Below are 22854 nucleotides of genomic sequence, written 5' to 3'. Positions count from 1 at the left end.
GGAACGGAGGCCTCGGGCTTCCGTTCCCCTTTTCTTTTTTAGCTTTTTCAATTAATTACAGCATTAAGCCAAGGTAAGACCTACGACAGGGTATGCTCTTGCGCCTAAGAGGGGCAGGGATGCTTACAGGGGAGCATTACGCTATGTCGGCAATAACCTACCCACGGTCTTTTATTGATTGCAGTTTATGAGGAATCCCAAACCGGTGGCGCGTAGCGCAAAAGCAACATCCAAAAAGGAAAAGCCGCGCGAGGGGCTCAGCGAAGAGCTCAAGCGTCGTCTGCGCGAGGCTGGCGCCTTGTTGCTGCTGCCGCTCGCTTTGTATCTGCTGGTTTGCCTGTTCAGCTACAACGACCAGGACCCGAGCTGGGGCCATGCCAGCACGGCCGAGCATGCCCACAATCTGGGCGGCGAAGTGGGCGCGAACATCGCCAACCTGCTGCGCTACATCTTCGGCCTCGTCGCTTATTGTTTCCCGTTGTTGCTGCTGATCCTCGGCGTGCAGGTGCTGCGTCATCGCGGCGAGCGTAATGTGCAGCCGTGGGAGCCGTCGATGCGGCTGATTGGCTTTGTACTGTTTTTCATCACCACGCCGGCCCTGGCGTGGTTGAACCTGCACGACGTGCAGATTCTGCCGGAAGGCGCAGGCGGCATTGTCGGTCGCTGGGTTGGCCATGGTTTGTTGCGTGCCTTTGGCGACAAAGGTGCGCCGTTGCTGTTGCTCGCCTTGTTCCTGATCGCCGTCACGCTCGCCACCGGCCTGTCCTGGTTCAAGGTGATGGACCTGCTCGGTGCCGGCGTGGTCAAGCTCGGCAGCTGGTTCGGCGGCAAGCTCAAGGAAGCCCCCGAAGCTCTGGCCGCGCGTCAGGCACGCGCCGAACGCGAAGTGGTCAAGAAGGTCGAGGCGGTCAAGCAGGCCAAGCGCGAACCGGTGCGTATCGAATCGGCGCCGACGCCGGTGATCAAGAGCGAACGCGCCCGCCAGGAAACGCAGATTCCGTTGTTCACCGGCGCTGCCGCACCGGGCGAACTGCCGCCGCTGTCCCTGCTGGACGAAGCACCGCCGCAAGGCCCGGGCTATTCGGAAGAAACCCTCGAAGTGCTGTCGCGCCAGGTCGAGCTGAAGCTCAAGGACTTCCGCATCGAGGCAAAGGTCGTGGGCGTCTATCCGGGCCCGGTGATCACGCGCTTCGAACTGGAACCTGCTGCCGGCGTGCGCGGTTCGCAGGTGTCGAGCCTGGACAAGGACATTGCGCGCGGGCTGTCCGTGGTCAGCGTGCGCGTGGTCGACGTGATTCCGGGCAAGAACGTGATCGGCCTGGAAATCCCCAATACCAAGAAGCAGATCGTCTACCTGTCGGAGATATTGCGCTCGGACAAATACGACCAGCTCAAGTCGCCCTTGGCGTTGGCACTGGGTAAGGACATCGCCGGCAAGCCGACCGTGGTCGACCTGGCCAAGATGCCGCACTTGCTAGTGGCCGGTACCACCGGTTCGGGCAAGTCCGTGGCGGTGAACGCGATGGTGTTGAGCTTGTTGTACAAGTCCAGCCCCAAAGACGTGCGCATGATCATGATCGACCCGAAGATGCTGGAGCTGTCGGTCTACGACAAGATTCCGCATCTGCTCGCGCCGGTCGTCACCGACATGAAAGAAGCCGCCAACGCGCTGCGCTGGTGCGTGGGCGAAATGGAGCGTCGCTACAAGCTGATGGCCGCGGTCGGCGTGCGCAACCTCGCTGGTTTCAACAAGAAGGTGAAGGACGCCGAGAATGCCGGTCAGCCGATGCTCGACCCGCTGTTCCGTCCGAATCCGGACATGCCCAACCTGGCGGCCGAGCCGCTGGAGCCGCTGCCGTACATCGTGGTGATCATCGACGAATTCGCCGACATGATGATGATCGTCGGCAAGAAGGTCGAAGAACTGATCGCGCGTCTTGCGCAAAAAGCGCGTGCCGCTGGCGTGCATCTGATCCTCGCCACGCAGCGTCCGTCGGTGGACGTGATCACCGGTTTGATCAAGGCGAACATCCCCACGCGCATCGCGTTCCAGGTGTCGTCGAAGATCGACTCGCGCACCATCCTCGATCAATCGGGCGCCGAAACACTGCTCGGCCATGGCGACATGCTTTACCTGCCGCCCGGCACCGCCACACCCGAGCGCGTACATGGCGCCTTCGTCGACGACCATGAAGTGCATCACGTGGTCGACTGGCTCAAGTCGCAGGGCTCGCCGCAATACATCGAAGGCGTGCTGGAAGAATCGCAGCCCACCGGCGACGGCAAGTTCATCAGCGACTCCGGTCTACCGTTGGAAGAAGAAGTCGGCGGCGACGCGGAAGCGCAGCTCTATGACAAGGCGGTGCGTATCGTCACCGAAAGCCGTCGCGCATCGATCTCCGGCGTCCAGCGACATCTGCGCATCGGCTACAACCGAGCCGCGCGCCTGATCGAACAGATGGAGCAGGAGGGCGTGGTCAGCGCACCGCAGCACAACGGCAATCGCGAAGTGCTGGCGCCGCCGCCGCCCAAGAACTAAACCTACTTCGTCATTCCGGCGCAGGCCGGAGCCCAGTGCCCTCGGTTTCAGGTTGTCGCGAAAATCGATACGCATCGCTACTGGGTTCCGGCCTACGCCGGAATGACGAGCTAAAAGCAAAGATCATCGGGATCTCCAATGAATCGTCTTATCGTCACTATTGCCACCTTCGCGCTCGCCTTCACCGCGCATGCCGCCACCGGCAACGCGCGCGCCAAGCTCGACGCGTTCGCTACCGGCCTGCACTCGCTCACCGGCAATTTCAGCCAGACCTTGACCGACGCCAACGGTCAGCCCGGCAAGTCCAGTTCGGGTACGCTGGCGTTGGAAGCGCCGCGTCAGTTCCGCTGGGAAACCACCGCGCCGTACAAACAGACCATCGTTGCCGACGGCAGCCGCGTATGGTTGTACGACCCGGACCTGGAGCAGGTCACCGTGCGCATCCAAAGTGGCGAAGAAGCACATAGCCCGCTCACGGTGCTGACCGATCTGAAGCAGATGGACCGCGATTTCAAAGTGACCGAGCAGGGCGAGCGCGACGGCCTGAGCTGGGTGCGCCTGACCTCGACCGCAAAAGATCCGCAGTTCGACTATGCCGACTTAGGCTTCGACGCCAACGGCCTGGCACGCATGACCTTCCGCGACCAGCTCGGTGCCACCACGGACATCCATTTCTCCGGCTGGCAGCGCAACGCATCGATTGCGCCGCAGACCTTCAACTTCGTGCCGCCCAAGGGCGCGGACGTAATCGGCGATGCGCCGGTGCTTACCACGCAGCCGATTAAAAATTAACGTCGGACGAACGGGTCGCGATTAAAGTCGCGATCAAAGCCCCCCTCACCCCAGCCCTCTCCCCCGGCGAAGCCAGGGGAGAGGGGCGCACTGAGGCAAGTTTGAACTTTGCGCGCTTTTTAGCTCCCTCTCCCCTGGCTCTGCCGGGGGAGAGGGTTGGGGTGAGGGGGCGCAAGAGGCGATGCGAAGCGAGCCTGTAAACACCGCTCCAAACACAAGGACGAACAGATGTTCATAGTGTGGATGATTATCGGCGCAGTGCTGGGGGCACTGGCCGATCAGGGGTATTTCGGCGCATTGGTCGGCGCGGCGATCGGCTTGCTCTGGGCGCGCCAATCGCGCCTGTCGCGCGAGCTGTCCGCAACGCGCGTACGCTTGAATGAGCTGACGTTACCGCCAGCCGTGCAGTCGAGAGCAGAAGCCGACGCGATCGTGCATCGCGCAGCGGATATCGCACAGACGCAACAGCCGCCTGCGTACGTGCCGCCACCCGCGCCGGTCGCACCACCTCTGCCTGTCGCCTCAGCGCCCGACGCCTGGGCCGACGACATGCAGCGTCCACACACGCCAGCGATGCCGCCCTCCGTACCCAGCGGCCCGTCGCTGATCGAACGCGCCTGGGGCTGGTTCACCGAAGGCAATGTTCCGGTGAAAGTCGGCATCCTGGTGTTGTTCGCCGGTGTCGCCGCGCTGCTCAAGTACGCCTCCGACAGCGGCATGTTGCGCCTCCCGATCGGCCTGCGGCTGAGCGTCGTCGCCCTGGCGGCCATCGGCGGTCTCGCCTTCGGCTGGCGACAGCGTTCGCAACGACGCGTGTTCGGGCTCTCGCTGCAGGGTGGTGCGATCGGCGTCCTGATCATCGTGATTTTTGCCGCGTTCCGCTTGTACAACCTGATTCCGTCAAGCGCGGCATTCGCCTTGCTGTTGGTGCTGGTCGCCGGCATCGGCATGCTCGCCGTGCTGCAGGATGCGCTGGCGCTCGCCATGCTCGGCCTGGTCGCGGGTTTTGCCGCGCCCATCCTGGTCTCGACCGGGCAGGGCAGTCACGTCGCGCTTTTCAGCTACTACGCGATTCTGAATCTGGCCATTCTCGGCATTGCCTGGAAACGTTCCTGGCGCGTGCTCAACCTGCTCGGTTTCATCGCCACCTTCGGCATCGGCACGGCCTGGGGCGTGCTGAAATACGAGCCGCATCTTTTCAACAGCACCGAGCCGTTCCTGGTGCTGAATTTCCTGTTCTACCTGATCATCCCCTGGCTGCACGTGTTGCGCGCACCGGCCGATCGACGCCTGATCATCGACGGCAGCCTGATGTTCGGCAATCCCTTGATCAGCTTGTTGCTGCAGGGCGCCTTGCTGCAATGGGACCCGCGCGCGATGGCGTTCTCCGCGCTCGCCGCGGGCGTGGTCTACATCGTGTTTGCCTACGTCGTGCGCAATCATCCGGCGATGCGTTTGCTGCGTGAGACCTGGGCGGTACTGGCGGTAGCCTTCGCCACGCTGGCGGTGCCGTTGGCGCTCAATGCGAATGTCACCGGCAGCATCTTCGCGCTCGAAGGCGCGGGCCTGATCTGGCTGGGTCTGCGCCAGCAGCGCGCCTTGGCACGTTGGAGCGGCCTGTCGCTGCAACTGCTCGCGGCGTGCGCCTTGCTGCTCGGTCGCCACTGGTACCTGACGAATGAATGGCCGGTGCTCAATCGCGATTTCATTGGCGCCTTGCTGCTGATCGTCGCGGGTATCGCCAGTTGCGTGCTCTACGTGCGCAACGAAGGCGAGCGCTCGACCCACCGCCTGCTTGCCGTCGCGCTCTATGCGTGGAGCCTGCTGTGGTGGGTCGCTGCGTCCGGTACGGAAATCGGCCGCTTCGTCGACGTCAGGTTCTGGCCGGCCGCATGGTTCACTCTGCTCGCGTTCACTGCGTGGCTGATCGCCGAAGTAGCGCAGCGCGAGACACGATTCGAGCTGGGTGCCGTATTGCGTTACAGCCCGCCGGCCTTCCTGTTCGTGATGCTGCTGGTGTTGTTGCGGCTGGTCGAATTGCGCGAGCAACCCTTGGCCGGCTGGACACTGGCGGCGATCGTCGTTGCAGCGGCGTTCGGCTGGCGCACTCTGATCTGCCTGCGCGCCTTTGCACTCAGCGCCAGCCTGGCGCAGCTGGCATGGCTGTGGCGCTGGTGCGCGATCCTGGTATTGGCGATCTGGGTGGCCTTCGATGGTGCACGCTGGGTATCGACCAGTTGGGTCTTCGTACTGAGTTTTACCCCGGCGCTGCTGCTCACCGCGGTCGCACTGTGGCGCCCGCGCTGGATCGCGGCACCACTAGCCACGCATCTGCCGCAATGGCGCACGCCGCTGCTGTATTCGCTGTTTGCCTTGCTCGGCGTGCTTGCGCTGTTGGCCCTGGGCAGTGATGGCGATGCCACGCCGTTGCCGTATATCCCGTTGATCAACCCGCTCGAGCTGATGTTGCTGGCGATCGTGTTCTTCTTTGCACGCTGGTTGGCCGATGCGCAGACGCCGGTCGTGTTGAAACAGCAACGCGCATTGGTGGCCGGTGCGATCGTGCTGATCTTCGTGACCGACGCGACCTTGCGCGCGGTGCATCAGTTGGGTGGCGTCGGCTGGAGCGATGCGCTTGCCCAGTCCAGTCTCGCGCAGATGTCGCTTACCGTCGTGTGGAGCGTGCTCGGCCTGGTGGCCTGGGTGTGGGGCTCGCGTCGCGGGCATCGCATGCTGTGGCTGGCGGGCGCCATCATGATGGGCGTGGTACTGGCCAAGCTGCTGCTGATCGACCGTGCTCAGTTGGGCAACCTTTTCGGTATCGGTTCGTTTATCGCCTACGGTCTGCTTTGTACCGTCATCGGTTATCTCGCACCGGCGCCGCCGAAACAGGCGCCGCCGCTTTCATCTTCCAGGAAGGAGGGCACTCATGCGCCTTGATCTTCGTTTGTTCGGGTTGGCCTTGCTGTTGCCCGTAGCCGCGGCGCAAGCCAGCGCGCAGACCGATTACGCCTATGCGTTTGCGCTCGACACGAAAACGCCGAGCGAGGCCTATCGCGTTGCCTTGACGCCCGAGGTCTACGCGGCGATCAACCGCAACGCCAATCTGCAGGACATCGTGGTGGTCAATAGCGATGGGCAGCCGGTGCCGTTCGGACCGATGCCGGTCGAGCCGCCGCAGACGCGCGACTTCACCGCGCACACGCGAATGCTGCCGGTGCCGGTATCGCGCGATGCCGCCGGCACCGTGCGCGTGGAGCGCAATACCAACGGCGATATCGTGATCAACCAGGGCGCAGCGACTGGATCGGCCAAGCCGACGCAGTGGCTGATCGATGCCGGCAGCAGCGCCAGTGTCGAGCGCATCGAGCTCGATCCGGCGTCGGTGACGCAGGATCTTCAGTTGCATGTCGAAGTCGACGCCAGCGACGACCTGAAAAACTGGAGCCAGCGCGGCGATACCGGCAGCCTGACGCGCGTCAGCGGCCAGGGCGACGACGGCGGCGTGGAGCAGTTGTCGCTCGATGTCGGCGGCACACCGGCGCGTTATTACCGCATCCGCCTGATCGACGGCGACGTGGACTGGAGCAACGGCCACACGCCCAACGTCACCCTGCAGGGCAGTTATGTACCGACGCCCGCCGATACGTTGGCCACACTGAGTTGGCAGCGTGCACTGGAAGATACCAGGCAAAACGGCACGGATTTCGACTATCGCCTGATCGCCGCGTTGCCGCTGCAGGCCGCCAAGCTGGCGTTGCCCAGCAGCAACGTCGCCGCGCATGTCACGCTGCTGGCCGGCCAGGACGACAACGGCAAAATGCAATGGACGCCACTGGGCTCGGCGGACATCGTGCGTGTCGGTACCGGCGCCGCCGAGGCCACCTTGCGCTGGACCAGCCAACCGATCCAGCACCTGCGCGTGCATGTGGATACCGCGCTCGCGGCGCCGCCGACGCTGGTCGTGGGCTGGGAGCCGGATCAATTCATGTTCATGGCCGAGGGACACGCCCCGTACCGACTGCTGGCAGGCAGCTACGCCGCACGGCGTGGCGACTATCCGATGACCGCCTCGCTGGAAAAGCTGCGCGATGTGAAGCCCAGCGACTGGCTGCCGCCGGAGGCCGGGCTTGGTGCTCGTGCCGACGCCGGCGGTCCGAATGCGCTGCTGGCGCCCAAGCTGCCCTATGATTGGACGCGTCCCGTACTGTGGCTTGTACTCATCCTTGGCGCTTTGTTGATCGCGGGTATGGCATGGAGTCTGCTGAAGCAATCGCGCGGCGATCAACCGGCCCCCAAACCCTAAGTTCGACATGTCCCTCTTACCATCGAATACCGGGCTCTTCCCCGAGTCCGACGCGTTAAAGCCACTGGCCGAGCGCATGCGTCCGCGCAGCCTGGACGAGATCGTCGGCCAGCAGCGCGTGCTTGCACCCGGCAAGGCCTTGCGTCGTGCGCTGGAAGCAGGCCGTGTGCATTCGATGGTGCTGTGGGGGCCACCCGGTTGCGGCAAGACCACGCTTGCCTTGTTGGTGGCGCGTTACGCCGATGCGGATTTCCGTGCCATCTCGGCCGTGCTTTCCGGGCTGCCCGAAGTGCGCAAGGCCCTGGCCGAAGCCGAGGCCAATTTCGCGCAGGGCCGGCGCACCGTGTTGTTCGTCGACGAGGTGCATCGCTTCAACAAGGCGCAGCAGGACGCCTTCCTGCCGCATATCGAACGTGGCGTGATCATCTTTATCGGCGCGACCACAGAAAACCCGTCATTCGAATTGAACTCGGCGTTGCTCTCGCGTTGCCGCGTGCATGTGCTGGAATCTGTCTCCATCGACGACATCGTCGCCGCGCTCAAGCGTGCGCTTGCCGATACGGAACGCGGTTTGGGTGAGCTCGGTTTGCAGGTCGCCGACGAATCGCTGCGCTTGATCGCGCATGCCGCCGATGGCGATGTGCGTCGCGCACTTACGCTGCTGGAAATCGCCTCGGAGCTGGCCAACGACAACACCATCGACGATGCCACGCTGACCCAGGTGCTGGCCGATCGCACGCGTCGTTTCGACAAGGGTGGCGAGCAGTTCTACGACCAGATTTCCGCGTTGCATAAATCCGTGCGCTCGTCCGATCCCGACGCCGCCGTGTACTGGCTGACGCGCATGTTGGACGGCGGTGTCGATCCGCTTTACCTCGCGCGCCGCATGACGCGCATGGCCGTCGAAGATATCGGCCTGGCCGAACCGCGTGCCTGGCGCATGGCGCTGGATGCCTGGGACACCTACGAGCGTCTGGGCAGCCCCGAAGGTGAGCTGGGCCTGGCGCAGTTGGCGATCTGGCTGGCCATCGCCCCCAAGAGCAATGCCGCCTACATGGCCTATAACCAGGCCCGCGCCGTCATCGGCCAGACCGGTACCCTCGATGTCCCCATGCACCTGCGCAACGCCCCGACCAAACTGATGAAAGGTTTGGGTTACGGCAACGGCTACCAGTACGACCACGACGCCGAAGGCGGCATCGCCCTCGACCAGCAATGCCTTCCCGATGCGCTCGAAGGCATGGTGTTCTACGAACCGGTGGAGCGGGGGCTGGAAATCAAGCTGCGCGAGAAGCTGGCTGCCTTGCGCGAGTCACGCGCGCAGGCGAGGAAGAAGTAGCCCGTGGGGACGAAAGCTTCCCGCAAGTCGCCGTTCCGGCCTGCGCCGGGATGACGAAATTGTGAAGGGCCGTATTCCAAAACGCCAACTGGCCCCAGGTCAGCAGGTCAATCGGTTTGGTTATAGTGGCTAACAATCGCCACCCTTCAGATACGTTATGAATCGACCCGATCCGCTACCTGCCGGCGTCCCCCGAGTCCGCTCCGCCGGGCCGCAAGGTACCCAGCTGCTGTCCGTGCAGGAACTGCGGGAGTATGCCGAGGCGGTGCCGTCGTTCGACGAGCGGGCCAGTACCCACCAGCCGGTGCTGGAGGGTGTCAGCCAGGGGATCGAAGGGCGGCGTTTCGTGCTGCGCTCGGGGCGGCAGACGATCGGCCGGCGCAGCGACAGCAACATCATTCTCGACGACCTCAGCGTCTCGGCTTCGCATGCCTGGATCATCAACCAGCACGGCCACTATGTGGTCATGAACACGCTATCGACCAACGGCACCTTCGTCAACGAGCAGCGTATCCACGAAGCCGTGCTTAAACATGGCGACCGCCTGCGCCTGGGGCAGGTCGAGTTCGTCTTTCTGACCCGCGAACCGGACGAAGGCTCGGCGGCGCGGCTCGCGCTGCGCATCGTGGCCGGTATCGTCATGGTCGCGGCGGTGGCCGCGGCGGCCTGGTGGCTGGTTCGATAAGCCTGCCGTGAGCGTCGCGTCCATTCCGCAAACCATCGGCCGATACCGTATCGAAGGCATCCTCGGCGAGGGTGCCATGGCGGTGGTGTATGCCGGGTTCGATCCGGACATCGAACGCCGCGTGGCGATCAAATGCCTGCACCGCGAAGTAGCCGACGACCCCGACTATCGCCGCCGCTTTCTGGTCGAGGCGCGCGCCGCCGGCCACCTGACCCATCCGCACATCGTCACCGTTTTCGACGCGGGTGAAACCGACGATGGTCGCCCGTACATCGCGATGGAGCGCCTCACCGGTGAAACCCTCGCCAGCCGCGTCGCCACGCATGGTCTGCCACCGTTGCCGACGATCATCGAACTGATCACCCAGGTGGCTGCCGCGCTCGACTACGCGCACACCCAGGGTGTGATTCATCACGACATCAAGCCCGACAACATCGTGCTGGTCGACGGTTGGCATCACGCCAAGATCAGCGACTTCGGCATTGCCGAACGGCGCGGCAAGCAAGACGGGCGTGCAAGCAAACGTATCGGCGGTACGCCAGCCTATATGGCGCCCGAGCGCTTGCGCGGCGAAAAAAGCGGCGCGCGCAGCGACCTGTTCTCGCTCGGCGTCGTGTTGCACTGGCTGGTGACCGGCAAGCTGCCCTGGCCCGATCACGAAGACATCAGGCAGACCATCGCCGAACGACAGCAGCCATTGCCACCGGTAGAACCGCGCGACCCGGCTGCGCCATCGATGCTGGTGCATATCGTCGGCACCTTGCTGGCGCCGACGGTCGAAGCGCGCTACCAACGCGGCGCCGAAGTCGTCGACGACCTGCGCGTCGCGCAACGCGAATACGACCGCCTGCAAGAGCAGCCGCTGGTTAATCATTTCGTGTCGCTGCGCCTGCGCTGGGCCGGCGTACTCGGTGCGATCCTGACCATGGTGTTGATCCTTGGTTTGGCGTTGATCTATGGCAAGCAGAATCGCGCCGTCACCGGCCTTGCATTCGACTTCGGCGGTTCGATGGCGCACATGATCGCCAGCGAATCGGCGGAGAATCTGCTTCTCGGCGACCGCGCGGCCACACGTGCGTTGGTCGAGGACGTGGCACGCAATCAGCAGATTCATTACCTCGCCATCGCCGACCATGACGGCAACGTCGTAGCCAGTACGCGCGCGAACGAGATCGACCACCCGCTGCCGCCGATCAACGGCAAGAAGTACGAATCGCAGGCCAGCGATATTCAGAGCTACCTGAGTCCCGATAAGGGAGCAGGGCAGGACGATGTGCTGTTGTTTGACGTACCTGTGCTCTATCAGGTGAAAACCGTCGGTCAGCTACGCCTGGGCGTCAGCAACGCGCCACTGCACGCCGCGCAAAAGACCACGCTTGGCGTGATTCTTACCGTGTTGCTGGTGACCTTGACGGTGGTCATGGGCGCGGCGTATTGGCTGTTTCGCAGGCCGTTGATTTTGCTTGGCCTGGTGAGCGATGCGTTGCTGCGCGTTGCACGTGGCGATTTTGGTTATCGCATTCGTCTGGTTCGTGGTGACGAGCTTGGGCGGTTGTTTGTGTCGTTCAACCTGATGAATACGTCGCTGCAGAATCGCCGGCGCCTGGGTATTCGACCCGCGCGGCGCGTGCCGGCGGAAAGTGCGACGCAGCCGACGCGTATTTTGCCGGTGTCTGAAAAAGACGACGCTGGTTAGCATCCCGCGAGCAGCCAACCCCCTCACCCCAACCCTCTCCCCCGGCGTAGCCAGGGGAGAGGGAGCAAAAGCGCGAGACTTTGAAAGATTACCTCAGTCGGTCCCCTCTCCCCTGGCTATGCCGGGGGAGAGGGTTAGGGTGAGGGGGGCTTTAAGCCCTCACCCCATCAAAGCTGCTTAAGCCGATGCTTCAACTCCAACGCCCGCGTCCGATAAACCGTAGCCGCCTCATACCCCGGATCGATCGCCAGCACGTGATCCCATAGCGCAATCGCCTGATCCAGCTTCTGATCGCGATACAACACAATGGCGCGCTGGTGATAGTTGTTCAGCACTTGGGTACGCAACCCCGCCGCATCGCCATTGGTCGGCTTCAACGTCGGGTCGAGCGACAACGCCTGGTCATAACGCGACACCGCATCGTCGCGATGCCCCTGGCCGAGCAACGCAAGACTTTCGTCCTGCAAACGCTTGGCCTGCACAGCCGGCGACACATGGCTCAAGGCTTTATCGGGTGCATTCTTGGCCGAAGCAGGCACATGCAGCACTTGCCCGGCACGCAGCATCGACGGATTGGCGGCATTGTTGTAACGCGCCAGGATCAGAAACTGAGTGCCGTCACCGAGAAAGCGCGCTGCCAGCGTGCTGTACGAGTCGCCCGATTGCACGGTGTAGTTGCGTGAAGATGCCCCGAGCGCCTGTTGCGGGTCGACCGTTAATTGGCGCAGCAGATTCTGCGCAAGCCGATCGTCCGGGTGCTGTTTCAGATAATGCTTCAGCGATTTCTCGCCATCCTCGTAACGCCCCACTTGCAACTGACTTTTGATGATCGCGCTGATCGGCATGTCCGGAGCATCGTCCGTCTCGGCCGGCGGTGGCGCCGGTGGTGCGATAGGGGCTTCCTGGTGGGGCGGTGTGCTTACCACCTTGGGCTTGGTGTGCATCTGCGAGCAGCCGGATATGGCAAGCGCGGTCGCCAGCCACCCTGCCGCCAAAACGTGTTTCGATAGTCCCTGTGTCGATGCCATGCGCAATATGTTTTCCAAAATGAATCTAAGCCGCTACATCGTCGCGACGCGCGGATGCGGCACCCGTCAACGTCGATCCCATCCAGATCATCAACCGCCGTATCCAACCAGTATCGGCAACGCGGGCTACAACTAGAGATGCGTTGTCGGCATGTTCGCCGCCACGGCTGACTACCAGGGCCAAAGCGTGCTGTAGCGCCGCCTGTTGATCGCGAGCGAAACCCAGCTCCGCCAGCTCACGTGTGGAAAGATGCTCCCACACCCCATCGCTGCACAGCACGAACGCCTGGCCCGGGCGCAGCGTGGCCAGGCCATGGTCGACGACCGGTGCATCTGCGCCCCCCAGGCCGCGCAACAGCTTGTGCTGATCCGGGTCACTGGCGAGTTCGGCTTCGGAGATATCGCCGCGCTGCCGTTTCAGCTGCGCCACGCTATGGTCCTGCGTCTGTTCCAGGCAACGCCCCCCCTGAAAGCGATAGAGCCGGCTGTCGCCGACATGCGCCCAGCAGGCGCGGTTGCCCTGGATCAATAATGCCACCGCGGTCGAATGGGGCTCGCCGCTGGCAAGCGTGTCGCGCAGGCGGCGCAACTGGGCATGCGCTTCCTGGCACAGCGTCTCCAGAAACAACGGGCCGGGCTGTTCGCGCCAGCTGCCTTGTTCCCACATCTGCCGCGCCACGCCGACCACCGTCTGCGCCGCCAGCTCGCCGGCACCGTCACCGCCCATGCCATCGGCCAGCACCAGCAGGCGCGCATCCGCATCGGGTGCATGCAGGCAGACCAGTTCGTCCTGTTGTGTCGCACGCCCACCGCGCACCCGCCCGGCAACCACCAGCGGCGACACGCAAAGATCGACTTGCTCATCCAGCATTCGGTAGCCCCCCGATGCACCCGTCGCGAGTATAGCGACGGGCGAGGGCGCTTTAGTGCCCCAGTTCGCCTACCGCCTTACCCAGGGCGTCGAATAGCGCCGCGCGTTCGGTTTCCGGTGCCCGGGACCCGGTCAGAAACCCCGCCACGATCACCGCATGGCCGTCCGGCCAGCGTGCGATGCCGATGTCGTTGAAGGCCGGCGTCATGCCGTCGAACGTATCGGAGGTGCCGCCTTTGTGCGCAAACGTCACGCCCTTGGGCAAGCCGGTTTCAAGCCGTCGTGGCCGCGCATTCGTCATCAAAGACAACAAGTATTGCGTCGACTCTTTCGACAGCAATTGGTTGAGCCAAAGCTTGTGCAGAAAATCTACCGCGCCGATGGGTGTGCTGGTATCGCGCGGGTCGGTCATATAGGTGGCTACGCCGCGTTGCACATTCGGCGTCATCACATCGTTGTAGATATCGCCTTCGCCGCGATCGCTACGAATACCCTCGATACCATGCGCGCGCAAAAACGCCGTCAGCTTGGCCGGGCCGCCAATCAGGCGCAGCAAGGCATCCGCCGCGGTGTTGTCGCTTTCATTGACGGCAGCCGCCAACAAATCGCGCAACGTCATCGTCGTGCTGTCGCCCTGAAAGTGATCCGCGATGGGGCTACGCCCGTGACGCAGATCGGCGCGTGTCAGCGTGATCTTTTGCGCTAGCGAAAGCTCGCCGCGCTCGACCTTCGCCAATACCGCCGCACCGAGTGGTGCCTTGAACACACTCATCATCGGATAGCCGCGATCGGCATGGACCTGCCACGTCTTGCCGCTTTGCACATCGAGCACGGCGATACCGAACGTGGCGGGGCGTGCTCGTTGCGCGATCGCATCGAGCCGGGCCTGCATGGCATCGGTGGCGAAAACGGGCCATGCAAGAACAGCCAGGGCGAAGGCGATAGTGCAGCGCGTCAAAGGTTTCATCGTGCTCTCCGCAGGTAGGGCCGATGCACTGTCGCGGACAAAAAGGGCGCCGTGGAGGCAGCTTTGAGGCAATCGACCTTCCGTCTGGTTGCGTTGATGGCATGTCGCTTCTAGATTGCAGCCACCATCGATGAGAACCGGGGAGGGCTGATCATGCGCGTACTTGTTGCAGGGATTATTGGCGGCATCGTGATTTTCATCTGGGGCGCGCTGGCGCACACGATACTGGGGCTGGGCATGGTCGGCATCCATCAGCCCATCAACGAAGACGCGGCACTGAACGGCCTGCGCCCCGGCCTGGGCCAGCAAGCGGGTATCTACATGGTGCCGTCGCTCGCTCCGGACAAAATGTCCGACAAAGGCGCGTTGCAGCTCTACACGCAAAAAGTGCAGAACGCGCCCTATGCCTTCATCGTATATATGCCCCAGGCCGACAACATGACCCAGATGGGCCCGCAATTGGGGCGTCAATGGGCATCGGACACGCTGGCGGCCTTGGCGTTGGCCTTCGTGATGGGGCTGGCCGCTTTCAGCTTCGGCCGTCGCATAAGCATTGCCATCGCAGCGGCGATCTTCAGCTGGCTATGCACGATGGTGCCGTACTGGAACTGGTATCGGTTCCCACTCGACTTCACCTTGGCCGCCTTGGTCGAGCAGTTGGTGGGATGGATCCTGGCGGGTGCGGCCATGGCATGGTGGCTAGGCCGCCGCGCACGCTAAAAAAAGAAGCTCCCTCTCCCCTGGCTCCGCCGGGGGAGAGGGTTGGGGTGAGGGGGCCGGGTGCTCGCGGAACCCCTCCAATTTGCACACTAAAAGCTACACAAACGCTGGCGCCCCAAACCACATCGTCAGCGCCTCAACGAGCCCTTGCGTGGATCCCTCACCAACCCAAGCCACATACCCATCCGGCCGAATCAACACCGCAACAGGCGCCGCCACGACGCCAAGCACCGGCAGCTCCCACACCCCGTCATAACGCGCATCGACCCACCGAACCCGATCCGCCCACGGCGCTATATCAAAACCACCCGGCGTACCCAAGTTAAGCAACACCGCCCGCGCACCATGCAGCAGCGTAAAAACACGCGTCGCTCCATCGGCAGCAACGACATCGAGATCAGGCATCCGCCGCCCAAGCAAGGGATGCCCCTCGCCAAGGTCGTAGTGGATATCTAGCCCGGTCAGCATCCCGGCGAAGTGCTTACGCGGCTCGTCCATACCAAGCAGCTCCGCCATCATGTCGCGCGCCGCAGTCGTACGTTCATCCGGACGACGAAGTCCAATCGCGGCCATCGTAAGTTGCAGCACGCGCGCAGCCACCGGATGACGCTCGGTGTGATAGGTATCGAGCAGGCTTTCGGGCGAGATCCGCTTGACCACCTGCGCCAGCTTCCACCCCAGATTCACCGCATCCTGCACGCCGGTCTGCAAACCCTGCCCACCATCCGGCGCATGTATATGCGCAGCATCGCCGGCCAATAGCACCCGCCCATTGCGGTAGGTCGCAGCTTGCCGGGTCACATCGGTAAACCGTGATATCCAGGTAGGGCTGTGCACCCCATAGTCGGTCCCGCAGGCAGCGATAAGCGCCTCGCGCAGATCGTCCAAGCCAGGTTCGGTAGTGGCGCCGACCTGCGCCTCGGTCAGCATGACCCGCACCGGCCCTTCGTCTTTGAAGATCACCTCGCCATCGCGAATCTCGTACTCCACCCGGCCGAAAGAGTGGACGCCAAGCGCCGTGCGATGAATGCCCATGGGCGGCAGCTCGGTCATCTCGACATCGGCGATCAGGCTGCTGATGGTCGGATCCCATCCAGGGAATTCGATGCCGGCCGCCTTACGGATCAAGCTGCGCCCGCCATCGCATCCAACGAGATACTCGGCCCGCAGCAACTGGCCATCGGCCAACGCGACGTCGACGCCAGACGCATCCTGCGCAAAACCAGTCACCTCGCTACCGTAGTAAATCGGCACACCCAGCTCATGGACCCAGCCGGCAAGAATCCGCTCGATATGGTTCTGCCACAGCCCAAGGCTGTAGTTGTGCCGGGTAGGGAAGTCGCTGATGTCCAGGGTGACCCGGGCAAACCCCACGATCTGCACCATCTGTCCCTCCGACAGAAATCGGTCCGCGATACCCCGTTGATCGAACACCTCGATGGTGCGTGCGTGAAAGCCACCCGCCCGAGAGCCGGGCAGGGCCTGGTTGGCGCGTCGCTCCACGATCGCGACATCGACCCCCGCCAAGGCCAGCTCCCCAGCCAACATCAGCCCTGCCGGCCCGCCACCCGCGATCACCACGGCATGCGCCCTCATAGCCACGCCCCCGCCGCCAGCACCCACACGGTGGACTCCTTGGAACCGAACACACACAACCAAGCCGCAAACACGACCACGGACTCAAGACTCCACCGCGGCCTGTACACCGATAACAGCAAGCTCATATCGCCACTCCCATTACGAAGGGTCACCCCAAGAACCCCGAACAACCCCAACCCCCTCACCGTCGTCCCGGCGAAGGGCAGGTTTTCGAGGCCCATTGAGGCCGGCGATTGAGCACCACCACAGGGGACTTGCCGCAAGCCCCCCATGATTTAAGATATTGAAACGGGAGGCAGCACTTTCTCGCGCCGTTTCCATTCCCCGTTCCCCGCTCCAAGCCATTTGCGGCATCCCCACCCCCCAGCGATAATTCCCCGTTCAAGCCATCACGGGACGAGATCATGCTGGACCCCGCTCTACTGCGTACGCGCCTGGCCGAAACCGCCGCGCGCCTCAAGGACACCCGCGGTTACGCCCTGGACGTCTCCGCCATCGAAGCGCTGGAGAGCGAGCGCAAGCACTTGTCCACCGAAACGCAGGAGCTGCAGAACCTGCGCAACACTCGTTCCAAGGCAATTGGTCAGGCCAAGGCCAAGGGCGAAGACGTCGCGCCGCTGATGGCCGAGGTCGCCGGCATCGGCGACAAGCTCAAGGCCAACGAAACCGCACTGGCCGACGTACAGGCCAAGCTCGCCGCCATCACGCTGGGCGTGCCCAACATCCCGCACGAATCCGTCCCGGTCGGCAAGGACGAAAACGACAACGTCGAAGTCATCCGCTGGGGCACACCGCGCAACTTCGACTTCGACGTGAAAGACCACGTCGTGCTCGGCGAACGCCACGGCTGGCTCGACGGCGAAGCCGGCGCCAAGCTTTCCGGCGCACGCTTCACCGTGCTGCGCGGCCAGCTCGCGCACCTGCATCGCGCACTCGCGCAGTTCATGATCGACCTGCACACCGGCGAGCACGGCTACCTCGAATGCAACGTGCCGGTGATCGTCAACGAGCACGCGCTGCACGGCACCGGCCAGCTACCGAAGTTCGAAGAAGACCTGTTCTCCACCCAGGTCGGCGAATCGAAGCGCTACCTGATTCCCACCGCCGAAGTCTCGCTGACCAACCTGGTTGCCGACAGCATCGTCGACGCCGACACGCTGCCGCTGCGCATGACGGCGTATTCGTTGTGCTTCCGCGCCGAAGCCGGCAGCTACGGCCGTGACGTGCGCGGCATGATCCGCCAGCATCAGTTCGAGAAAGTCGAAATGGTGCAGATCGCCCGTGCTGGCGACTCCTACGCGCAGCTCGAAGAAATGGTCGGCCACGCCGAAAAAGTGCTGCAGGCCCTCGGCCTGCCGTACCGCAAGCAGCTGTTGTGCACTGGCGACATGGGCTTCTCCGCCGCCAAGACCTACGACCTGGAAGTATGGCTACCCAGCCAGAATACCTACCGCGAAATCTCCAGCTGCTCCAACTGCGAAGACTTCCAGGCGCGGCGCATGCAGGCACGCGTCCGCAACCCGGAAACCAACAAGCCCGAACTCGTCCACACCTTGAACGGCTCGGGTCTCGCGGTGGGCCGCACGCTGATCGCGGTCATGGAGAACTACCAAAACGCCGACGGCTCCATCACCGTCCCCGAAGCGCTGCGCCCGTACATGCGCAACCTCGATACCATCGCCTGAAGGCAAACGAATGAGCGGGCAGGGCAACTGGAACAAAGTCGAATGGACCGCCAGCTACTTCTTGCTGGCGGTTCTCTTTACCGTGCTTATCATCCGGCTGGGATTTGCCAGCGTCTGGATCCTGCCCACGCTTGATCTGGTGCTGAGCTGGATCGCCTTCGTCGCGGTAACGGCGGCGTTCTGGTTCGGCCGCAAAAGCCGGCCGGTGCGTCTATGGGTCATCGGTTATGGTGCCGCCACCCAGTTGATCCCGATGGTCATCCGCGAGCCGGTGCTGCTGTTGCCGATCGTTGGTGCGGCGATTCCGGTGGGGATCATTGTGTGGGCGTTGATTGCGCTGTCGAAGAAGGGGCAGGCAAGGCCATCCACCGGCCATTCCTGACCGCGAAAAGCGGGCGAATCAGGAAACCCCTAGAAACCCTTCCTACTCGTCATTCCGGCGAAGGCCGGAATCCATTCCTCAGCACGGATACTTGCCGCATACCGCTCTGACAGGCGAGCACTGATTCGCTGTTGAAAAAAGACAGGCAAGACCAACCACCGGTCACTCCTGATCCGGTAAACCTGGGAGTCCACTGCTGATAATCCCCCGGGATAACCCACCCCGCATCACCACCTCACCGTCGCCCCGGCGAACGCCGGGGCCCAGCGCCTCTACACGACAGGGCGCAACTCATGGTCCCCGCCATCCTTCGGAATAACCCTCCGGAGAGAGTTCCAGAGGTCCAAGCCCCCACACATGGAAATCCAAACCCTCCTCCCACCACCCTGGCAGCAACTGACCCCGCTTATCGAAGCCAGTACAGCGGAGGGATTCCGATTCCTCATGCGGCTGAGAGAGGAATACCTTGCCGGCCAAAAATGCTTCAACGCCCCAGGCGAAACATTGCTAGGCGCCTACGAACAACGCGACCTCCTAGGTGTCTGCGGCCTAACCCAAGACCCCTACAGCAACGACCCCCACATCGGCCGCATCCGGCACCTCTACATCCACCCAAACAGTCGCGGCCACGGCATAGGCATCCAGCTAGTCAAAGCCATCGAGCAGCAGGCAGCCAGGACATTCACCTCCTTGGTCCTACGCACCGACACCGAAGCCGCCTCCCGCTTCTACCTGGCCCTCGGCTACGCCCCCACACCAGAATCAACAACAGCCACCCACCGTAAGCCCATAGCCCGCAACATGCCTCCCCAAGGGTAGGGCAACCCAGCTATTCCTGTTAGAATCCCGCCCTCGCGCAATGCGAACAATTCCATGGAGAGATGGCCGAGCGGTTTAAGGCAGCAGTCTTGAAAACTGCCGTAGGTGTAAGCCTACCGTGGGTTCGAATCCCACTCTCTCCGCCAGTGAATTCGCTTAAGTTATTGAAAGAAAATAACTTTAACGCGAGAAGAAGCGGCTGGTATGCCATTCGGTATACCAGCCGTTGTTGCTTCTAGTTGTTGGTCATCGGTAGCCATTGCGGTTCGTAGTGGCGTTCGTTACGACTACAGCGGCTACGCGCATGGCTAGAACACAAATACCTTCCGGACGTAGGTGGGCAGATCGGATGCTTCATTTCTGACAATGGCGTCAATGGCGCGATCTATGAGGGTGTCCGAATAGTCCTGATGAGACGTTTTTCCGTTGTCGGTCTGAATGTCAATGCTGCCTGCGATCAAAGTGTTGCCGCTGTCATTGACCGTCCACTGAAAAGTCTCGGTAGCGCCGGTAATCAATCCGTTCGCTTTTACCTTCGCAATAGACGCCTGGTAATTGTTCTGGATCTGAGTCAGTGCTTGCTGCTCGTTGGCTTTCTTTTGCTGGTATTCGGCGGTGAATGAGGCGGTGTCTTGCTTCATCCGGTCAATCTGATGGCTGAGAAACAATGCATCTGGATTGGCGGCTGAGGACTGTTGTTCCAGTTGGCTCTCCATCGCCGCTTCCTGCTTTTGCCGGTCATCGAGCGTTTTGGCTTGCTGGGAGAGTCCGCTCTCGTAACCTTCTTGTTCTCGCGACATGGCTTTGTTTAATTGGTCGATCGCTGCTTGCTGTGATTTCTCGTAGTAAGACTTGTCAACCTTGAAGGTACAGCGGTACTCGATCACCTTGCGTCCGCGATCGTCCGTACTTTCATTCCAGGACACCTCCGCGCAGGCGTTTCTGTGATCAAACGCCTGGCCAATGGTGAAGGATGGGCTGGAGGCGATTGCTTGAGCTTTCAGTCTGGATATGTCTCCGCCACTGCAGGCGGTTAGGTACAGCGCGGAGGTGATCGCCAGCGCCTTGGTTACGAGCGAAGAAGTGCCTTCCATGTTCCGGTTCATTGATGCATTGCCCCTGTGTGGCGGTGAGAGGGACCCGGGGATTACCCCCGCTGTCCCTAGTCTGGGAACTGCAGATTTAGTGGATATATACTGATACGGTATAGACTACTGCGCTAGAGGTATATGGGCCATGCTGTCCCTGGTTCAGCTACGACCACCTCCGCTTGACTCAGTCCGTCACGTCCATCTTTGCGAAACGCTTGAAGGCAGCACGCGCCCTGCGGGGGCTATCGCAGCGTGCGCTGGGAGGGCTTGTGTCTAAAGACAAAGCCAACGGTAGCGTTCGTATCAATCGCTACGAACAAGAGGTCAATCGGGCGGACATGGATACTGCGGCCGAACTGGCACGGGCGCTGGATGTGCCATTGGCCTACTTATTTGCAGAAGATGATGATCAGGCTGACCTGCTGCTCGCCTTTGCGAAGCTTTCCAAAGCAGAGCGCGCAAAACTTCTGAGTGAAGCAAAGAAAATGGCTGGCGAAAAAGGCAGGCAGTGACGCGTTTGGTGTACATGGATTGGCACGGCGAAGGAATGCATAAAGCCCGGCGAGAGCCGGGCTTTATGCATCTCATGCTTGCTGCGGTGTTCCCTTATCCTTGGCTGCCAAGGCCGTTGGAATCAGTGCTCTCCGCGAAATCGGTGACTTCTGAGTCTACGCGGTTCGCTTTTGGTTGGGTCGCGCCAAGGTCGCTGACTTTGTCGTGGAAGAGGGGGCAGGCTTGTGGGCTGCCACGCGCTGGAGAGCGCGGGTGCAAGGCATGCGCGCAGCAGTTTTCCACCTTCTGCGAGATGTTTGGCCTTTCGTTTGAAGGCGGTCTTGTTGATCGGGAGCGATCACTTGCTGCTTATCGAACGGCGATTGTTCGATGATCACGGCGAAAGCGTCGCATTGGGCTCTTCCATGGGCTCGAATTGAAGTTTTCAAGGAGCCTTAAAGAGGTCTGTCATGGTGTTCGTACTGGCATCGCACGCATGATTCAAACACGGCAGGCCAAACCCTGACTCCAGGGTCTTCAGAAGCGAGAAATGGCTGTAGCGCGTCTGGCTGACAACGCCACGGGACCCATAGTTGGTGTCCACAATGAGCAGGACTTGATTGGGATTCGGGGCCTTCGCCTCGTCGTTCTCGTCCCACACGACGACGATGGCATCATGGCCCGACTGCCAGGTCTTCGATGCCTTAATGGCATTGACGATGGTTTCCACGCTGGTGTCGCCCGCGCGTATGAGTGCCGGATTCAAGCCTTCCGCGGTGCCGTCATTACTGGAATCGTAGGCGCACAGTCGCGAGACGTTGTCTCGTCCATGCATGTCGTGACACTGGTTTGGCACGATGAACGAGAAATTTGGGACCTGATCGGATGCTAGGTCGGCGTACAGGCCATGGGAGCCGTCAAAGGGAACGGTGTTGGCCAGCGTATTGAGCGGATCCGTTCCTTCCTGTGTGCTCTTGAAATAAGCAAATGGATCATGCTTAACGGCATAGAGCGCGACGATGTCTTTCTTGGAAAGCGGCGGATCGATCTTCGAGGTCATGGCATCGAAGTCAGTCCTGTTGGTGAACACGCCGTCGCTGGAATTCACGTGGTCCGCACCGCTGGCCGGCAAGCTTTCCTGATAGCTCCGATACGTCATCTTGGCGGCGGCCAACTGGTCCGCAATGCTTTTGCCGACGGTGTGCTTGGATGCGGGAATGCTCTGTTTGCCATCGATATTGACGGTTCCCGGCGCCCCCTGCGTTTCGTTGGTGAGGTCGATTGCCGGTGTCTCAGCGTCCGTGCCCGTGCCACCGATGGGGCAAATCTTGGGGCTCTTGGGATGCTCCGTGTTAGCGGTGCCACTCTGGAGGTTGGTGATGCAGGTACTGCTATGCCACTCAGGGCTGTTGTCGCTATGGATGCCGAAATTGGAGCCGCCGGTGACCTCCAGGTAGTTCGTCAGGCTGGGGTGCGCAATCGCGAAATAATTTGCGCCGTAATTGGCCTGGTGAAGGTACTGGTTGATGAAGGGCGCGTTCGGATTGTTGAGCAGCTGCGCGGCGCCGTGGTTCTCCATCATGATGACAAAAACGTGATCAAGCTTAGGAATGCCTTTGGGAATCGGGCCCTCGCCGATCTGGTCTGTATGACTGGATGATGCGAAGGCCGAGCCTCCCAACACACAGAGCACAGCCGCACACGCAATCTTCTTCATCTTCATGAAAGTCTCGATAAGTGGTGGAGAAGAGGATGTTCGGCCGAACTGAAGGAACGGCAGCATGCCAGCTGTCAGGCAACTTGCTTGTACCTGAGAGCTTGGCCATCGTCGTCTTGCCGGACA

General features: G+C 62.0%; 18 protein-coding genes and 1 tRNA gene. 13 read left to right on the top strand and 6 right to left on the bottom strand.

What is annotated here, in order from left to right; genetic code table 11:
- Positions 1-187: 187 nt before the first annotated feature.
- From QMG46_RS18640 to QMG46_RS18610, 7 genes are all read left to right on the top strand, one after another.
- Complete coding sequence (locus QMG46_RS18640) at positions 188-2539, top strand: DNA translocase FtsK (protein WP_281849368.1); 2352 nt, start codon at positions 188-190, stop codon at positions 2537-2539.
- Positions 2540-2677: 138 nt separating this feature from the next.
- Positions 2678-3331: an outer membrane lipoprotein periplasmic chaperone LolA gene (lolA, locus tag QMG46_RS18635; protein WP_281849367.1), complete on the top strand. Its 654-nt coding sequence runs from the start codon at positions 2678-2680 to the stop codon at positions 3329-3331.
- A 228-nt stretch (positions 3332-3559) separates the two neighbouring features.
- On the top strand, positions 3560-6271 hold the full coding sequence (locus tag QMG46_RS18630) for a DUF2339 domain-containing protein (RefSeq protein ID WP_281849366.1): 2712 nt from the start codon (positions 3560-3562) through the stop codon (positions 6269-6271).
- On the top strand, positions 6261-7637 hold the full coding sequence (locus QMG46_RS18625) for a DUF3999 family protein (protein WP_281849365.1): 1377 nt from the start codon (positions 6261-6263) through the stop codon (positions 7635-7637). The genes QMG46_RS18630 and QMG46_RS18625 overlap by 11 nt, the downstream gene beginning before the upstream one ends.
- 7 nt (positions 7638-7644) lie before the next feature.
- On the top strand, positions 7645-8976 hold the full coding sequence (locus tag QMG46_RS18620; RefSeq protein ID WP_281849364.1) for a replication-associated recombination protein A: 1332 nt from the start codon (positions 7645-7647) through the stop codon (positions 8974-8976).
- A 157-nt stretch (positions 8977-9133) separates the two neighbouring features.
- Positions 9134-9661 (top strand): FHA domain-containing protein, encoded by a 528-nt coding sequence (locus QMG46_RS18615; protein WP_281849363.1) that lies wholly within the window; start codon positions 9134-9136, stop codon positions 9659-9661.
- Between the two features lie 7 nt (positions 9662-9668).
- Complete coding sequence (locus QMG46_RS18610) at positions 9669-11357, top strand: protein kinase domain-containing protein (protein WP_281849362.1); 1689 nt, start codon at positions 9669-9671, stop codon at positions 11355-11357.
- Between the two features lie 167 nt (positions 11358-11524).
- Here QMG46_RS18610 and QMG46_RS18605 read toward each other — a convergent pair whose 3' ends face one another.
- From QMG46_RS18605 to bla, 3 genes are read right to left on the bottom strand one after another with little or no spacing between them, the layout of a single operon-like run.
- Positions 11525-12385 (bottom strand): LysM peptidoglycan-binding domain-containing protein, encoded by an 861-nt coding sequence (locus QMG46_RS18605; RefSeq protein ID WP_281849361.1) that lies wholly within the window; start codon positions 12383-12385, stop codon positions 11525-11527.
- A 25-nt stretch (positions 12386-12410) separates the two neighbouring features.
- Positions 12411-13256 carry a PP2C family protein-serine/threonine phosphatase gene (locus QMG46_RS18600; RefSeq protein WP_281849360.1) on the bottom strand — a complete coding sequence of 282 codons (846 nt, stop codon included), beginning with the start codon at positions 13254-13256 and terminating at the stop codon, positions 12411-12413.
- A gap of 52 nt (positions 13257-13308) precedes the next feature.
- Positions 13309-14223: a class A beta-lactamase gene (gene bla / locus QMG46_RS18595; protein WP_281849359.1), complete on the bottom strand. Its 915-nt coding sequence runs from the start codon at positions 14221-14223 to the stop codon at positions 13309-13311.
- A 153-nt stretch (positions 14224-14376) separates the two neighbouring features.
- Here bla and QMG46_RS18590 point away from each other — a divergent pair, with 153 nt between their 5' ends.
- Positions 14377-14943 carry a hypothetical protein gene (locus QMG46_RS18590; RefSeq protein WP_281849358.1) on the top strand — a complete coding sequence of 189 codons (567 nt, stop codon included), beginning with the start codon at positions 14377-14379 and terminating at the stop codon, positions 14941-14943.
- A gap of 96 nt (positions 14944-15039) precedes the next feature.
- Here QMG46_RS18590 and QMG46_RS18585 read toward each other — a convergent pair whose 3' ends face one another.
- Positions 15040-16539 carry an FAD-dependent monooxygenase gene (locus QMG46_RS18585; RefSeq protein ID WP_281849357.1) on the bottom strand — a complete coding sequence of 500 codons (1500 nt, stop codon included), beginning with the start codon at positions 16537-16539 and terminating at the stop codon, positions 15040-15042.
- 407 nt (positions 16540-16946) lie between these two features.
- On the opposite strand from QMG46_RS18585, the gene serS reads away from it, so the two are divergent.
- From serS to QMG46_RS18565, 4 genes are all read left to right on the top strand, one after another.
- A complete protein-coding gene (gene serS / locus QMG46_RS18580; protein ID WP_281849356.1) occupies positions 16947-18227 on the top strand; it encodes a serine--tRNA ligase in 1281 nt (426 codons plus the stop codon).
- A 10-nt stretch (positions 18228-18237) separates the two neighbouring features.
- Positions 18238-18609, top strand: coding sequence for an LrgA (locus tag QMG46_RS18575; RefSeq protein ID WP_281849355.1), 372 nt, complete (start codon positions 18238-18240; stop codon positions 18607-18609).
- A gap of 357 nt (positions 18610-18966) precedes the next feature.
- The gene (locus QMG46_RS18570; RefSeq protein ID WP_281849354.1) at positions 18967-19428 is read left to right on the top strand and encodes a GNAT family N-acetyltransferase; all 462 of its coding nucleotides are present in this window, start codon (positions 18967-18969) and stop codon (positions 19426-19428) included.
- A 56-nt stretch (positions 19429-19484) separates the two neighbouring features.
- Positions 19485-19574, top strand: a tRNA-Ser gene (locus QMG46_RS18565).
- A gap of 162 nt (positions 19575-19736) precedes the next feature.
- On the opposite strand, the gene QMG46_RS18560 is transcribed toward QMG46_RS18565, so the two are convergent.
- Positions 19737-20522, bottom strand: coding sequence for a hypothetical protein (locus tag QMG46_RS18560; protein ID WP_281849353.1), 786 nt, complete (start codon positions 20520-20522; stop codon positions 19737-19739).
- Positions 20523-20788: 266 nt separating this feature from the next.
- Between QMG46_RS18560 and QMG46_RS18555 the strand changes: the two genes are divergently transcribed.
- Positions 20789-21031, top strand: a complete 243-nt coding sequence (locus QMG46_RS18555) for an XRE family transcriptional regulator (RefSeq protein ID WP_281849352.1) — start codon at positions 20789-20791, stop codon at positions 21029-21031.
- Between the two features lie 425 nt (positions 21032-21456).
- Here QMG46_RS18555 and QMG46_RS18550 read toward each other — a convergent pair whose 3' ends face one another.
- Positions 21457-22734, bottom strand: coding sequence for an alkaline phosphatase family protein (locus QMG46_RS18550; protein WP_281849351.1), 1278 nt, complete (start codon positions 22732-22734; stop codon positions 21457-21459).
- Positions 22735-22854: the final 120 nt, after the last annotated feature.

The sequence above is a fragment of the Dyella sp. GSA-30 genome (assembly GCF_027924605.1).
In the GTDB taxonomy this organism is placed as follows: domain Bacteria; phylum Pseudomonadota; class Gammaproteobacteria; order Xanthomonadales; family Rhodanobacteraceae; genus GSA-30.
The sequence above is the reverse complement of the archived record's forward strand: the minus strand, read 5'-3'. Positions and strand labels throughout refer to the sequence as shown.

Coding starts and splice junctions, on each gene's coding strand:
- QMG46_RS18550 (WP_281849351.1), bottom strand. CDS start 22,734: ATGAAGATGAAGAAGATTGCGTGTGCGGCTGTGCTCTGTGTGTTGGGA.
- QMG46_RS18615 (WP_281849363.1), top strand. CDS start 9,134: ATGAATCGACCCGATCCGCTACCTGCCGGCGTCCCCCGAGTCCGCTCC.
- QMG46_RS18605 (WP_281849361.1), bottom strand. CDS start 12,385: ATGGCATCGACACAGGGACTATCGAAACACGTTTTGGCGGCAGGGTGG.
- lolA (WP_281849367.1), top strand. CDS start 2,678: ATGAATCGTCTTATCGTCACTATTGCCACCTTCGCGCTCGCCTTCACC.
- QMG46_RS18625 (WP_281849365.1), top strand. CDS start 6,261: ATGCGCCTTGATCTTCGTTTGTTCGGGTTGGCCTTGCTGTTGCCCGTA.
- QMG46_RS18585 (WP_281849357.1), bottom strand. CDS start 16,539: ATGAGGGCGCATGCCGTGGTGATCGCGGGTGGCGGGCCGGCAGGGCTG.
- QMG46_RS18560 (WP_281849353.1), bottom strand. CDS start 20,522: ATGGAAGGCACTTCTTCGCTCGTAACCAAGGCGCTGGCGATCACCTCC.
- serS (WP_281849356.1), top strand. CDS start 16,947: ATGCTGGACCCCGCTCTACTGCGTACGCGCCTGGCCGAAACCGCCGCG.
- QMG46_RS18570 (WP_281849354.1), top strand. CDS start 18,967: ATGGAAATCCAAACCCTCCTCCCACCACCCTGGCAGCAACTGACCCCG.
- QMG46_RS18630 (WP_281849366.1), top strand. CDS start 3,560: ATGTTCATAGTGTGGATGATTATCGGCGCAGTGCTGGGGGCACTGGCC.
- QMG46_RS18575 (WP_281849355.1), top strand. CDS start 18,238: ATGAGCGGGCAGGGCAACTGGAACAAAGTCGAATGGACCGCCAGCTAC.
- bla (WP_281849359.1), bottom strand. CDS start 14,223: ATGAAACCTTTGACGCGCTGCACTATCGCCTTCGCCCTGGCTGTTCTT.
- QMG46_RS18600 (WP_281849360.1), bottom strand. CDS start 13,256: ATGCTGGATGAGCAAGTCGATCTTTGCGTGTCGCCGCTGGTGGTTGCC.
- QMG46_RS18590 (WP_281849358.1), top strand. CDS start 14,377: ATGCGCGTACTTGTTGCAGGGATTATTGGCGGCATCGTGATTTTCATC.
- QMG46_RS18620 (WP_281849364.1), top strand. CDS start 7,645: ATGTCCCTCTTACCATCGAATACCGGGCTCTTCCCCGAGTCCGACGCG.
- QMG46_RS18640 (WP_281849368.1), top strand. CDS start 188: ATGAGGAATCCCAAACCGGTGGCGCGTAGCGCAAAAGCAACATCCAAA.